Source organism: Brevibacillus sp. NPDC058079 (genome assembly GCF_042885155.1).
Classification (GTDB): Bacteria; Bacillota; Bacilli; order Brevibacillales; family Brevibacillaceae; genus Brevibacillus.
In genome coordinates, this window is sequence record NZ_JBHVSO010000023.1 from 1 (window position 1) to 14313 (window position 14313).

Here is a 14313-nt window from a genome sequence, read left to right on the forward strand (position 1 = left end):
AAACTAAACAACCAGTCGCCGGTTGAATTCCGAGGACTGGCTGCTTAAACTTGTAAGGTGTTTTGATCCCTGTCCTAGAAACGGGGGTCAGTCCCTGTGCTTGCGGGAGGGCTTTTTCTTATCATTATGTATGTCTTTGGAGAGAGGGACTGTCTTCCGCTCTGAAAAATTTGATCGCTTGCTCTAGATCCTCAACGATATCTGCCAAACGCAGGGAGTCATCAAGAAATTGCTCCGATAAGGATAGACTTTCTTGATTGGCGGCTACGGCTTGCTGTGTACCTGATACGACTTGCTGTGCAGAGGCAGATAGATTGTCTACCCGCTGTGAAATGGCTTGGCTCTGTGTCGAGATTGTTCCTGTGAGCATTCTGATCGATTCAAATTGCGCAGTCAACGCTTCGCTGAGCTCGATCGTATTGTGAAAGATAGAAGCGGCCTGGTGCAAGGTTTGAATGCCATTGACAGTAGCATGATCGGTCGTTTGCAAGCAGGCGGCTACGTGCTCCATTCGTTCTTCGCCTGATTCAATTACCTTTTGAATACGGGCCGATGCCTCTTCGGTCTGGTCGGACAGCAAGCGAATCTCGTCTGCTACGACGCTGAAGCCGACTCCGGCTTGTCCAGCCCTGGAAGCTTCGATTCGGGCATTGAAGGACAAAAGCTTGGTTCGCTTGGAGATGGCGGAAATCAAACCGAGCATTTCGTTGATGTCGCTCATGCTATCTCTCATGGAGGACATGGCATCCATAGAAGCCTTCATATCTTCTGAGATACTGTGCATATTTTCTTTTAGCAAGTCAATGGAGGTTGCTGCTTTGGTATTTTGCTGACGTGATTCCTGGCTCTGTACGATTGCTTTTTCCATGGAGTCTGTGATCCGAGACATTTCTTGCGTGATGCCGGCCATTGTGGCGTGGATATCATCGATCTGCTCTTGCTGGTTGTCCATTTCTTGGGCAAGCCGCTCTGTTACGGATACGACTTCTGACTGCATGGCGTGAGAATGGCGGGAGCCTTTTCCCACATGATCGGCTACTTGTTTGACGTCTGAGATAACATACTGGATTTTACCGATGATTGTCCGGATTTGTTCACTCATTCGATTGAAGCTGTCAGCCAGCTGGCGAATTTCATCATTGCTTTGTACCTGCATGGTTTGCAGGAGATCGCCCTCGCTAAAGGCGGACATTTTTTGTTGTGCTTCCTTTATTGGCTTGATGATTCGACGTACGTACACATACAGCATTAGTGCGAGTGCAGCGAGTCCGACGAGCGAGACGGCCAAAATGGTTAGCTGAAGGCGACGGACCTCTTTTTTTACCTCGGATACCGACTGTGCGACGATCACTCCCCATTTCAAGGAGGGGTCAAATTGATAGGCGGCAAAAGAGTCTACTCCATTGATCCTGCTCGGTTCGTAGCCAGATTGACCAGCGATGACGTTTTGCACGATCGCAAGCTCCGAGAGAAGGGGACGCTGCAACGCGTAGGATTGATCGGGATGAGCGACCAGTTTGCCTTGTTGATCAACGATCATGGCATATCCGGTTTCCCCCAGTTTAATCTGCCCGATGGATTCGCTCAGCTTCGGGACAGAGACAAATGCCACGACGACGCCTACGGGCTCCTCGTCGTCATTGCGCAAAGGGAGTGAGACGGCGATCTTTGGAAACTCTGTCTCGGAAAACTGGAAGACATCTGAGACAAAAACCCCCTGCTGTGGTTGATTCAATGCGCCCTCATACCAGTCCATTTTTCGCGGATCGTAGGAACTGTCGAGGGGTGATCCCGGAAAGGTTAAATACCGTCCGTCTGTGGTGACGATCTGTAATTCGGAAATCGTAGGATTGCTGGCCGACATATCTGTAAAGATGCCAAAGATCTGACTGTTGGTGACCTTACTGTTTTTATAAGTGGAAGCAAATGATTGCAAGGCGGTTACGATGTCATAGACCCTGCTATGTACTTTCTGTAGAGCTGCACCTGATGCCTCGTGTAATTGCTGCTTTGTTTTTTCATTAAGTGTGGCTTCGGATTGATAGCTGATGAAGAAAGCGGCGATTGCCATCATGCAGACTACCATCCCCATAATGCCTGCAAACAGCCTGGTGAAAATTGAACGGTAATGAAACGACGAGTGACCCCATAGTTTTCTTATGTCTGGCATTCATTGTTCTCCCCTTATTCGTCAAAACGTTCAGTTTCATTGTAGGGGGTACCTAGAGGAGCGTATATGCTTTACCAGCAAGATTTACCATAACTTAATGTAAAATGACCTATGTAAAAAGTCCCAAAACAAAAACTTTATCGAAACTTAATAAACATCACACGGAACCCTAACATTGGTGCGCTATAGTGGGGAAGTAAAAGGACGTAACAACCACGAAGGAGCGAAGACCGTATGAGTGTTATTTCGGTGAGAGAGTTGAATCTCTTCTACGGTAATAAGCAAGCCCTCTATCATATAAATCTGGATGTAGAGCCTGATTCCATTACAGCCTTAATTGGCCCGTCCGGCTGCGGTAAGTCTACATTTTTACGGACGTTGAATCGAATGAACGATTCTGTACCGAACACCAAAATTACGGGAACGGTAAAAGTGTTCGATGAGGATATTTATAGTAATCGCGTAGAAGTGGAGCGACTTCGCAAAAATATCGGCATGGTGTTTCAGCATCCGAATCCTTTTCCGAAGAGCATCTATGACAACATCACGTACGGACCGAGACTTCATGGCATGAACGATCGTAACAAGCTGGACGAGTTGGTAGAGACAAGCCTCAAGGCAGCAGCGCTTTGGGATGAAGTGAAGGATGTATTGAAAAAGCCAGCAACAGGGCTTTCTGGTGGACAGCAGCAACGCCTCTGTATCGCTCGGGCACTCGCTGTTCAGCCACAGATCATTTTGATGGATGAGCCAACCTCTGCTCTGGACCCAATTTCGACAGCTAAAATCGAAGAGCTGTTGGAAGAGCTGAAGAACCGTTATACGATTGTAATCGTGACGCACAACATGCAGCAGGCAGCACGTATTTCCGATAAGACTGCGTTTTTCTTGAATGGAGAGCTAGTCGAGTTTGACAGTACCCCGACGATCTTCCAAAATCCTCGTGACAAAAGAACAGAGGATTACATTACCGGACGTTTCGGATAATTCAATAGGTATGATAGAAGAAGAGCGGACTTTTCGAGGTCCGCTCTTTTTGATTTTAAAACATTTATAAATGTAACCCGAATCTCTTTAACTCAATGAAAATACCTTCCAATCGTTTCCCTTTCTCCGTTAACGTATATTCCACGCGCGGAGGGACTTCCGGAAACACCTTCCTTTCCAATATGCCGTGCTCCTCCAATTCCTTCAGTCTGAGCGACAGTGTTTTCGGACTAATCCCATCCATGGATTTCAGCAGGTCGCTGAAACGCAGTGTTCCCTCGATAAGCAGGTCCCGAATGATTAAAAAGGTCCATTTGGTCCCTATAACGTCAAGCGTTTTGGCAATGGGGCAAGGTTGGCCCGGGGTTCCTTTGTTCAGTCCGATTGGCTCAAGAACGTTCATCGGAATATCCTCCAAAATTTTTTTGCGATTCTTTGGCCTAGTATATCGCAATACTATCTTTTCGGAAACTATATGAATTAAATATCACTACTTCCATAAATGAAGTTAGTGTTATTACAATATCAATGTGAACGATACTTCCACTCTAAATAAGGAGCTGATTAGAACAACATGATTCCACGTACCAAAACAATTAGTTCGATAGCTGGTATTGCTGTCATCTTCGGGACGATGCTGTTCGCAACAGCATGCGCTACTGATTCGAAAACGTCTGCTTATGATAATCAAACTGCTGTGTTGTCCTCCAAGACAGACATTCAACTATTGAAGGATCTTCCTCAACCCGTTTCAATGACGATTGACTCCTCATTGAACGCAACGCAAGCTACCGAAATGGTACAGGCTGCTCAACGTTTCTACGGATTCTGGAACACTGGGAATGAGGATCTCATTGCACAAACAGTTTCTCCAAGCTTCATAGATAACACGTTGCCGAAAGGAAGACCTCAAGGACCCGATGGCTTGTTATTCGCTTCTCGCAACTTTCGGAAAGCAGTTCCCGACTTGCAATGCAAAATTGAGGATTTACTGGTAGTGGGGGACAAGGTGACAGCTCGTCTTTCCTTTACGGGTACGAGCAAAGGCGAGTTTATGGGAAAACCTTTGACCGGGAAGCCTATTCAATTTATGGCGATCGATGTTTTACGCATCAAGGATGGGAAGCTGGTTGAAGACTGGCACCTGGAAGACAATTTAACTTTTATGCAACAAATTGGCGTTTTAGCGGAAAATTGAACGTCCTAACATAAAGGAGATGTAAAAAATGAAAAAAATCCTTATCATCAATGGTCACCAAAAATATGGCTCATCAGAAGGAAAACTGAACCAAACGTTGATGGATCATATGGTGAGTCTGCTCGAAAAAGAGAACCAAGTACGAACTACCATTATTCAAAATGGATACAAAATGGAAGAAGAGCACCAGAAATTTCTCTGGGCAGATATGATCATTTATCAAACCCCCATCTACTGGTTCAGTGTCCCTGGGTTATTGAAAACATATATGGATGAAGTATATGCGTACGGCTTGTTTTTCAAAGGTGCTAATCAATACGGAAGAGGCGGCTTATTAACCGACAAAAAATATATGTTCTCGACGACTTGGAATGCTCCAGAAAAAGCATTTAACGATCCGACCCAATTTTTTAAAGGGGAAAGCCTGGAAGATGCAATCAGCCATTTGCACCGCGTACAGGAATTTTTAGGCATGCAACCTGTAAAGAGCTTTGCTTGCTATGATGTCATCAAAAATCCGCAGATCGATCAATTTGCATCCGAACTCGAGGCGCATCTCAAACAAGTATTGAGTTTCTAAATGAAAATCTCAAAGGAAAGGGGAGAGATCCTATCATGTTGCACAATCAAAAGATAGTAATCATCGGCGGAAGCTCTGGAATTGGTTTGGAGACAGCCAAACAGGCAATAGCGCTTGGAGCAGAAGTGATCATTGCGAGCCGCTCCGAAGATAAATTGCAGAAGGCAAAAGATAGTCTAGGCTCCAAGGCCTCGGCGTATACGCTGGATACCACCGATGAGCAGCAAGTGCAGGCCTTTTTTGAAAAAGTAGGCACGTTTGATCATCTGGTTGTCAGTGCTGCGGAAACATCTGGCGGTTCATTCCTTCAAACGGATACAACCCAAGCGCGGAAGTTGTTCGAAAACAAATTTTGGGGTCAGTACTACGCGGCGAAGTACGGAGCGCCGAAGATTTCAACAAATGGCTCCATCACCTTATTCTCCGGGGTCGTCGCCTACAAATCGATGATTGGTTCGTCTGTGCTTGGCGCAGTCAATGCGGCGGTTTCGAATCTGGGGCAAACCCTCGCTTTGGAACTGGCACCAATCCGAGTGAATATCGTTTCACCTGGCATAATTGATACGCCATCACGCAGCAAAATGCCTGAAGATGTGCGCGAAAATTTCTATGCAACATTGGCAGACAAGCTCCCTGTGAAGCGAGTTGGACAAGCGAAAGACGTTGCACAAAGCGTACTATACCTGCTCCAAAATAGTTTTGTAACCGGAACTGTACTTCATGTAGAAGGTGGCCACATCTTACTTTAAAGGATTCCATTACCGGACGTTTCGGATCATTTCAATTTGTAGTATGGTAGGAGAGCGGACTTTTCGAGGTCCGCTCTTTTTGGTTTTTAGAAAGGAGATATTTGCAGTGGTTTGGATTTCATTCTTCCTTTTTCTGATCACGTTGACATTGGTCATCTGGCAACCGCGTGGGCTGTCGATTGGTTATCCGGCTGTCGGTGGAGCACTGTTGGCCTTGGCGATCGGGGTAGTCACGATCGGTGATGTCGCAGAGGTAACCTCTATTGTTTGGAATGCGACGCTAGCGTTAATCGGGATTATTATCATCTCGCTCGTATTGGACGAAATCGGTTTTTTTGAATGGGCTGCGCTCCATATGGCTCGATTTGCCAAAGGAAATGGTCGGCTTATGTTCGTTTATGTCATCCTGCTTGGTTCACTCGTATCCGCCTTGTTTACGAATGATGGGGCAGCCCTGATTTTGACACCGATTGTGTTGGCACAGGTGCGGGCATTAAGGCTGGATGGGAGAACGGTTTTGGCATTTGTCATGGCGAGCGGGTTCATTGCAGATACGAGTTCTTTGCCCTTTGTGATTAGCAATCTGGTGAATATTGTTTCCGCTGACTATTTTGATATTGGCTTTGCTGCGTATGCGGCCAAAATGATCATTCCGACTTTGTTTTCGATTGGTGGAAGTCTGCTGGTTTTGTACCTATATTTTCGTAAAAGCATCCCGGCGCAGGTTGACCTTTCCCATCTGAAAAATCCGAAGGAAGCAATTCGCGACCAGAGAATGTTTCGTCTGGCGTGGCCGATTCTTGGGGTCTTGCTGATTGGCTTTTTTATTAGCGAGTCCATCCATACGCCCGTTTCTATCATCATTGCGGGGGCAGCCATCATTTTTTGCCTGGCTGCAAGAAAAAGTGAAGCGATCGCCATGCGGCGGATTATAAAAGAAGCACCGTGGGTAGTCGTTGTTTTTTCGATTGGCATGTATGTCGTGGTGTGGGGGCTGCACAACGCGAGATTGACTGACTTGGTCAAGGACACCTTGGATTGGTTCATGGCGCATGGTTTATTGGCAACGACCTTGGGAACGGGCTTTCTCGCTGCTGTTCTTTCCTCTGTGATGAACAACCTTCCGACAGTCATGTTCAACGCGCTGGCAATTGCAGGGACCCAGGCAGACGGAGTGTTGCGGGAAGCAATGATCTACGCGAATGTGATCGGGAGCGATTTGGGGCCGAAAATGACCCCGATTGGATCACTGGCGACTTTGCTCTGGTTGCATGTTTTGGGACGCAAAGACGTGACGATTACGTGGGGGCAGTACTTTCGGACGGGGGTTATTTTGACCGTACCGACATTGATGGTAACCTTGCTTGGATTGTATTTGACGTTGGTTTATTTTTCATAGGGAATGAAAGCCTGCTGGTTAAAGTCAGCAGGCTTTTTCTATTCATCATGCTGCTTGCAGTGAAATAGGCAGAATAGGACCTGACAAGGACGGAAAAAATAGGCGCAACCTACATAAAAAGGAGGATGCTTCCATGTGGCATGGCTGGCCGATCGAACGCGTACTCATTCTTTTTGCTGGATTGGCGTTTGCCCTGATTGCGGTTCAGGTCACACTTTTTCACTCCAGACAAAACTTCCGACATTGGGCAATGTGGATTCCAGTGCTTGAGCTCCCTGTATTTGCGGTTACTGCTATTGTTTTATCGTTTGTGAATGCTGGGTGGCTACGTTGGGTGTTTGCCTTGATGATGGTGGTTGGCATGGTTGGGGGTTTGTACGGAGCATATTTGCATACGGTCGGGGTTGGGCAGCGTGTGGGAGGTTATTCACAAGGTCAAAATTTTCTCGTCGGTCCTCCTGTGATTCTTCCTTTACTGATCACGGCAATGTCAGCATTAGGGCTTCTTGCGCTGTTTTGGTAAAAATCGTTTTCGAAGGGGTGAGAGGACATGGAGAAGCCTGGACGTTACCCATCCTATGATGTTTGGGACCAGCATACAGAGTGGGATGCTCACACCAGGAAAGTAGTAGGGGCCAGAAAAATGCCCGCGATCGCCAATCAATTTTTTACGAAGCCTGAATCCTTGGTCTTGCAGACAGTTGTAGGCGTATTGGTCCATGATCACCGTTTGGAGGTGCTGACCTTTGTGGTGGAGCATCTGGATAATACAACGGCTAGTAATATCGGTGAGTCGCAACGAAAGGTCGGAGTTCCACCCAAAAAAGAGCTCTACCGCTCGGGCTTGAAAGGGATTGATGCGGAGAGTCATGCGGCTTATGGAACTGACTTCGTTGCGTTGAAGCTAGACCAGCAGGAAGCCGTTCTTCAGCACGTCGCGAATGGGGGTATCCAAAGCCATGAGGCGTGGACAGACTTAGCTCCCGTAGATTTTTTCAAGGTGTTGCTGCATGACACAGTTAGCGCTTACTATTCACATCCGTTGGTCTGGTCGGATATCGGCTACGGCGGACCAGCTTATCCGCGCGGCTATGTACGGGTGGAAAAAGGATTGACGGACCCATGGGAGGCAAAAGCAAATGACGAGTCATGACCATCATACGATTACTCATCGCCCCACTCCTGTGGATCAAAGAAAATACGCCGATGACGCAGATGTATGCATCGTAGGCGCTGGAGCGGCAGGGGGCGTGCTGGCTTATGAGCTGGCAAAGGCTGGGTTGCGAGTGGTCGTACTGGAAGCAGGGCCGTTTTGGGACCCGCAACACGATTTTGCCAGTGATGAGCTGTCGATGCGGAGATTGGCCTGGCAGGAAACGAGGCTGGTAGCAGGCAATGACCCGCTGCGTTTGGGACATAACAACTCAGGACGGGGAATTGGGGGAGGCACCGTGCATTTTACGGGGGTGTTCCTGCGTTTCCACGAGAGTGATTTTAAGACAAAGACCGTAGACGGCGTAGGGGAAGACTGGCCGATTACGTATCAGGATCTTGCCCCGTATTACGACAAGATTGAACGTGAAATTGCGGTCTCAGGTCCGAATCATTTTCCGTGGGGTTCCTTCCAAGGCCCGTATCCGTACCCTGTTCGGGAGCCAATCAGTGCCAATGCCCAACTGTTCCGGGAAGGGTGTGAGAAGCTGGGGATCGAGAGTGTGGTCGCCCCTCTGGCGATTTTATCGGCTCCCTTTGATGGACGTCCCCCCTGTATCAATCGTGGCTTTTGCAATCAAGGATGCATGCCGAATGCCAAGTACAGCGGGTTGATTCATCATATCCCCAAAGCGATAGCGGAGGGGGCAGAGGTGCTGTCCGACTGCATGGTGACAGAAATTTTGATGGCTGGCGACCGGGTCAGCGGTGTGTTGTTCAACCATAATGGTTTGACGCACAGGCAAATGGCTCGTGTAGTCATTTTGGCCGGATTTGTGGTGGAGACTCCCAGATTGCTGCTCAGTTCGGCGAATGCCCAATTTCCGCAAGGGCTGGCGAATTCAAGTGGATGGGTAGGAAAAGCTATTATGCCTCACTCCAGTCATGATGTATACGGACGACTCCCGGAGGAAGTGCGATTGTATAAGGGAACACCTGTCCTTGCTTTGACCCAGCATTTTTACGAGACGGATCGGGAACGAGGATTTGCCCGCGGATATACGTTGAGTGCACACGGGGCACGTCCGGTCGGAATGGCGGCTGCCATTGCTGCCGAGAGGGAAGACGGCTCGTATTTATGGGGAAAACAGCTTCGAGAGACCATGCTGGATTACAATATGTACGCGCGGATCACCTTGGTCGGGGAAGTACTGCCTCATCCTGATAACAGAGTGACGCTCTCTGGGGAAAAAGATGAATACGGAATGCCGATCCCTACGGTAACGTTCAGTTATCAGGAGAACGACAAACACCTGTACAAGCATGCTATTGGGCAAATGAACCGGATTGTAGAAGCGATGGGGGGACAGCCGGAGCATGTGGTATCTGATACCGCTCATCTCATGGGGGGATGTCGAATGGGGAATGACAGGGAAACCTCTGTTGTGAATGAATATGGGCAGTCACATGACATACCCAATCTTTTCATAGCGGGTGCTTCTACGTTCGTTACCTCGAGTGGCAGCAACCCGACAAATACAGTCATGGCGCTGGCTGCGCGCACTGCAGACAAGATCATTGAGGCGATGAAAAAGCAAGATGTATAAGCAGGATTCACATAACTTTTGCGTTCTATCTTCCCCATCATATAAGCCATATAGTATACTGATAAGCAGATATGTAAGGCAAAGGTGGGTATCCTTATGGAAATGGATTTGATGCAGGTTCTGTTTTTGTCAGAGACTTATAAGCTACTTGGTGACAAGACACGCTTGACGATCATGGCTCTCCTGCAAGTACAGTCCTTATGTGTCCGTGATCTCGTGGAAATTTTGCAAACTTCCCAGCCTTCTGTTTCCCAGCACTTGGCTAAGCTAAAAACTCATGGTTTGGTCAAAGAGCGCCGGAAGGGACCATGGGTTTATTACTCCGTCAATGCGGAATGCAGTCCTGAAGTGAAGCAAATTTTGTCTAACTTGCCGGACATGTCGCCAGTCGTCAAACAAAAATCAGTTACAAGTGAACCTTCATTTGGCTGATCAGTCGTAAAAAGCGTTGGATCAATTGAGATCCAACGCTTTTTTTAGTTCTTCCTTGTCAAATCCATGAATGACAATTTGCTCGCCGTTTTCCTTTTCAATGTAGGTTACAGGTGTCATGCTGGCGCCTAATTGAATGGCTTCCTGGAAATAAGCCTCGTTTTGACGGATGTCTCTGTCTTCGAAAGCAATGTTGTTTGAAGTCAGCCACATTTTTTCTTCCTGACAAGGACCGCAAGTGACTTGGGTATAGATAATAACCTTGTGAGCCATACAGAATCGCTCCTTTCAAAAGCAGAGTAGAAACCTTGCTCTTTCCAATATGAATGATCGGTCGCGACAAAGCAAGTGAGCAACAGCACGATTTGGAAAAATGAGGATGGATACGTACTTAGGGGGCTGTACAAATTATATTCAGTGACGTCGAGGAGGTGAAAGTAACGATGCCTAAACAAAACAAACAAGCGGGTATGGGCAAAGCGAACCAAGCTAGCCAAGCAGCAAACACTGCGACTGAATTCGCAAGTGAAACAAACGCAGCAGCGGTTCGTAGTCAGAACCAACAATCCGCACAACGCGCTGCTTCCCAAGGCGCTGCGACTGAGTTCGCGAGTGAGACAAATGTTGCGGAAGTTCGCCGTCAAAACCAACAATCGGCTGCACAACAATCTTCTGGCCAAGCTACTGAGTAGGAGCCAGCGGACAAAAGCCCTCGCAATTTGCGGGGGTTTTCTTATTTTTACGTAAAGTCTATGGGTGGAATGTGGTTTCTATCCTCGCACTTGCAAAAGCGTGGAAGTGGATGATACTGTGATTCGTAAATCAGCCCACTAGGAGGCAATTGCTCATGATCATTGGAACAGGCGTAGACATTGTGGAAATAGAGCGAATCGCTACTTTGATAAAAAGACAAGAGCGTGCGATCAAACACTTTTTGACTACAGATGAACAACAGCTCCTGCATGGAAAGGCAGAGACGAGACAGGCGGAAATGGTTGCAGGCAGATTTGCTGCCAAGGAAGCGGGAGCAAAGGCTCTTGGTACAGGCATTGGTGCTGTACTCAGCTTTTTGGATATGGAAATCCTCCCGAATGATTTGGGCAAGCCGATCATGACCATAAAGCACGAGGTGTACAGCAAACTCGATCTGGACCCTGCTCGCGTTCATATTCATGTGAGCATTTCGCATAGCCAGACACACGCGATTGCACAAGTAATTGTAGAAGAACGATAGATGTTTTGAACAACCTCGATAAACTTGTCTGCATATTGGGACGAGGATGGACATACATTTATATCGCGTAGATCAGGAGGGACTACCTGCTCTTACACAGGAAGGCTAAGTCTGTAGCCGATCCAAGCGATATATCGCCAACTTCGTATCCATTCGCAACCATTGACACGATATGCGCTGCATGGGCGAGAGACTGACAGATTTCCCAGGAAATAGACAGGGATGCCCTTCTTTGTCGAAAATATTGACAAGGAGGAGTTCATTGAATGAAACGGGTAGCTTTACCACTGGTGTTATTGTTGGTTTTCACCCTGTTCCTCGGCGGTTGTTTCGGTCAGAAAACACCAGAAGATGTGGTGAGCGACCTGAACGGTACGCTGGGAAAAATGTCTGGGTACAAGTCTCAGGCTGTTTTGACCATGCAGACAGGCTCTACCCCCATGGAGTACGATGTTCAGGTCTGGTATGAAAAGCCAACCAACTATCGGGTAGCTCTCACCTCGAAGCAGCGTGGCATTACACAAATCATCTTGCGAAACAATGAAGGAGTCTTTGTACTGACCCCGCATCTGAACAAGAGCTTCCGCTTCCAAAGTGGCTGGCCTGAGAACAACGGACCGTTGTATCTATACGAAACGTTGGCCAAGAGCATTATCGATGACACTGAGCGCCAAATGAAGATGGATGAAAAACAGTATGTATTCGAAGTGAAAGCGAACTACAGCGGCAATCGTTCTTTGACCAAGCAAAAAATTTGGCTGACAGAAGATTTCAAACCGACGCACGCTGAAATTATGGATGCTAGCATGAATCCGCTTGTACGAATTGATTTCACTGATTTTTCGTTCAACCCTATGTTTGACAAAGACGCCTTTGACAAAGAGCGCAACATGACAACAAGCTCGTTGACAACGATCCCAACAATGGCGCCAGCAAATGGACAGGTCGTGAAACAGCCGAACAGCCAATTCGGTGTCATCGTCCCTACGTATATGCCAGAAGGGGTTAAGCAAGGTGATATTGAGCCAGTTACCCGTGATGGGGAGAGAAGAGTCATCTTGACCTACAAAGGAGCCTACAACTATAAGGTAATCGAAGGACGCCCGACAGCAGCATCTGTGTCGTATGAGCAAGGTATGCCTGTGAACCTCGGCTTTACGGTTGGTGTGCTTGCGCAGACAGGTGAAAATCAGCGACTTCTGACGTGGGAGCTCGACGGCATCGAATATACAATCGCGGGGGATCTTCCTGAGGAAGAAATGGTGAATGTCGCACAGTCGACATATGGCCTCAGCGCGAAATAAAAGTGTGGGAGAGGGGACGGTGAATGCCGTCCTCTTTTGCTATTTTTGGGGGAGTGGCTGTAGCGGAGGGGAAGAAGCGCATTTCCAGTCTACGCTTCGGCCTACGCCCCGCAAGGGGTTAGACTGTCCGCTCCGGATTGAATGTCGGGAGCGCTTCAAACGTAGAAGTTTCGATGAAGTAGTTCATAAGTGAAGCTGAAATTCCCCGACATTCAATCCTTCGCTGAGGTGGGCTCCAGAGGCGCTTGGACTGGAAATGCACTTCTTCCCAAGCAGCTTTTGTCCCACTATATAAGAAAAATACCCCCCTGTTGATACTCAAAGGATGAACTTCCTAAGTTTTTAAAGAAGCGATGAATCAAAAAAGCTGGCGAAAAGAAAAAGCACAGGGCTCGCAGACCTTGACAAAGCCTCCCCCAGTCGTAACTCCAAAAAGGGGACCACGCTTGTCGAACACTTCTTCCTTGAGAAACTTCCGCCCGTAGGGTGGCTTTGGCTCAACGGTCCCCTTTTTGGAGTGGAGACGGCCAGTGAATCCCCCTGCAGGCGTGTCAGAGTCGAAGAGAACTGTGCTTTTTCTTTTCCTCCACTATGTTGACTCATCTCACAACTACTCCTCGATTTTCCCTCAAGTTTTCCTTTTTTCTCAAACGGGAATCTAAAAATACCCATGTACACTTGGTCTTGTACCAAAGAGCAAGCACACTACACGAGCAAAGACGAAAGGGTTGAGTGTATATGTTTAGCAAAGCGAAAATGGGAATGCTGATGGGAACGATGGCAGTGGTTCTGAGTCTGGGTAGCATAGGCGGAGCAATGGCAGCCGATTCAGCAAAACCAACTTCATTGAATAAACCGGCAGAAGTAAAATTCAAAACAGGCAAGATGGGCCACCACGGTGGAGTGGGCTTCAATGAAAACTTCAAAGAAAATACAGAGCTGCTCTCACTGTTGAAGCTAGATGCTGACAAGCTGAAAGAAGAGCTTGCGGCAGGGAAAACACTCGCAGCGATTGCACAAGCTCAAGGAGTCGACACTGCCGATGTAGTAGCACTTCTGGTTGAACAGCAAGAGGCCAAACTGAAGGAAGCAGTAGCAGCAGGCAAGATGAAGCAGGAGCAGGCAGATAAGCTGTCTGAAAATCTGAGCGATCGCGTAAAAGAACAGGTAGAAAAAGCGAAACCGGATAAAGGCTTCGGCAAAGGTGGGTTCATCGGTGGCTTCGAGAAAAACGAAGAACTGCTGTCCCTTTTGAAACTGGATGCCGCTAAATTCCAAGAACAACTGAAAGCAGACAAATCGCTGGCTGCTATCGCAGAAGTTCAAGGCGTATCTGTGGATGATCTGGTGGCTTTGTTGGTAAAACAACAGGAAACCAAGCTGAAAGAGGCGGTAGCGGCAGGCAAGCTCACGCAGGAGCAAGCAGACAAAATGAATGAGAATGCCAGTGAGCGGGTAAAAGAAATGGTGCAAAACACGCATCAAGGACGTGGACCGGGTA

General features: G+C 47.7%; 15 protein-coding genes and 1 pseudogene. 13 read left to right on the top strand and 3 right to left on the bottom strand.

Annotated features, from left to right (window positions below):
- Window positions 1–124 precede the first annotated feature (124 nt).
- Entirely contained in the window at window positions 125–2170 is a 2046-nt protein-coding gene (locus tag ACFVS2_RS33005) for a methyl-accepting chemotaxis protein (protein ID WP_390240749.1), read from the bottom strand.
- Between the two features lie 234 nt (window positions 2171–2404).
- Here ACFVS2_RS33005 and pstB point away from each other — a divergent pair, with 234 nt between their 5' ends.
- Entirely contained in the window at window positions 2405–3157 is a 753-nt protein-coding gene (gene pstB, locus ACFVS2_RS33010) for a phosphate ABC transporter ATP-binding protein PstB (RefSeq protein ID WP_137031113.1), read from the top strand.
- A 64-nt stretch (window positions 3158–3221) separates the two neighbouring features.
- Here pstB and ACFVS2_RS33015 read toward each other — a convergent pair whose 3' ends face one another.
- Complete coding sequence (locus ACFVS2_RS33015; protein ID WP_390240752.1) at window positions 3222–3560, bottom strand: winged helix-turn-helix transcriptional regulator; 339 nt, start codon at window positions 3558–3560, stop codon at window positions 3222–3224.
- A 171-nt stretch (window positions 3561–3731) separates the two neighbouring features.
- Here ACFVS2_RS33015 and ACFVS2_RS33020 point away from each other — a divergent pair, with 171 nt between their 5' ends.
- From ACFVS2_RS33020 to ACFVS2_RS33055, 8 genes are all read left to right on the top strand, one after another.
- On the top strand, window positions 3732–4355 hold the full coding sequence (locus tag ACFVS2_RS33020; protein WP_173621469.1) for an ester cyclase: 624 nt from the start codon (window positions 3732–3734) through the stop codon (window positions 4353–4355).
- Between the two features lie 28 nt (window positions 4356–4383).
- Complete coding sequence (locus ACFVS2_RS33025) at window positions 4384–4935, top strand: NAD(P)H-dependent oxidoreductase (RefSeq protein ID WP_390240754.1); 552 nt, start codon at window positions 4384–4386, stop codon at window positions 4933–4935.
- Window positions 4936–4970: 35 nt separating this feature from the next.
- Window positions 4971–5684, top strand: coding sequence for an SDR family oxidoreductase (locus ACFVS2_RS33030; RefSeq protein WP_173621467.1), 714 nt, complete (start codon window positions 4971–4973; stop codon window positions 5682–5684).
- 106 nt (window positions 5685–5790) lie between these two features.
- The gene (locus tag ACFVS2_RS33035) at window positions 5791–7083 is read left to right on the top strand and encodes an arsenic transporter (protein WP_390240757.1); all 1293 of its coding nucleotides are present in this window, start codon (window positions 5791–5793) and stop codon (window positions 7081–7083) included.
- A 133-nt stretch (window positions 7084–7216) separates the two neighbouring features.
- Window positions 7217–7606 (top strand): hypothetical protein, encoded by a 390-nt coding sequence (locus tag ACFVS2_RS33040; RefSeq protein ID WP_007721110.1) that lies wholly within the window; start codon window positions 7217–7219, stop codon window positions 7604–7606.
- A gap of 27 nt (window positions 7607–7633) precedes the next feature.
- Complete coding sequence (locus ACFVS2_RS33045) at window positions 7634–8236, top strand: gluconate 2-dehydrogenase subunit 3 family protein (RefSeq protein ID WP_390240759.1); 603 nt, start codon at window positions 7634–7636, stop codon at window positions 8234–8236.
- On the top strand, window positions 8223–9842 hold the full coding sequence (locus ACFVS2_RS33050; RefSeq protein ID WP_390240761.1) for a GMC family oxidoreductase: 1620 nt from the start codon (window positions 8223–8225) through the stop codon (window positions 9840–9842). Before ACFVS2_RS33045 ends, ACFVS2_RS33050 begins: the two co-directional genes overlap by 14 nt.
- A 96-nt stretch (window positions 9843–9938) precedes the next feature.
- On the top strand, window positions 9939–10274 hold the full coding sequence (locus tag ACFVS2_RS33055; protein ID WP_007721103.1) for an ArsR/SmtB family transcription factor: 336 nt from the start codon (window positions 9939–9941) through the stop codon (window positions 10272–10274).
- A gap of 21 nt (window positions 10275–10295) precedes the next feature.
- Here the strand turns inward: ACFVS2_RS33055 and ACFVS2_RS33060 are convergent, their stop codons facing one another.
- On the bottom strand, window positions 10296–10547 hold the full coding sequence (locus ACFVS2_RS33060; RefSeq protein WP_007721101.1) for a glutaredoxin family protein: 252 nt from the start codon (window positions 10545–10547) through the stop codon (window positions 10296–10298).
- A gap of 170 nt (window positions 10548–10717) precedes the next feature.
- Here ACFVS2_RS33060 and ACFVS2_RS33065 point away from each other — a divergent pair, with 170 nt between their 5' ends.
- The 4 genes and pseudogenes from ACFVS2_RS33065 to ACFVS2_RS33080 all read left to right on the top strand — a co-directional run.
- On the top strand, window positions 10718–10966 hold the full coding sequence (locus ACFVS2_RS33065; RefSeq protein WP_173621365.1) for a gamma-type small acid-soluble spore protein: 249 nt from the start codon (window positions 10718–10720) through the stop codon (window positions 10964–10966).
- A 155-nt stretch (window positions 10967–11121) separates the two neighbouring features.
- Entirely contained in the window at window positions 11122–11508 is a 387-nt protein-coding gene (acpS, locus tag ACFVS2_RS33070) for a holo-ACP synthase (protein ID WP_173621364.1), read from the top strand.
- Between the two features lie 266 nt (window positions 11509–11774).
- Window positions 11775–12812 (top strand): DUF4367 domain-containing protein, encoded by a 1038-nt coding sequence (locus tag ACFVS2_RS33075; RefSeq protein WP_390240764.1) that lies wholly within the window; start codon window positions 11775–11777, stop codon window positions 12810–12812.
- Window positions 12813–13550: 738 nt separating this feature from the next.
- Window positions 13551–14313, top strand: a pseudogene (locus ACFVS2_RS33080) (hypothetical protein); the annotation flags it as partial.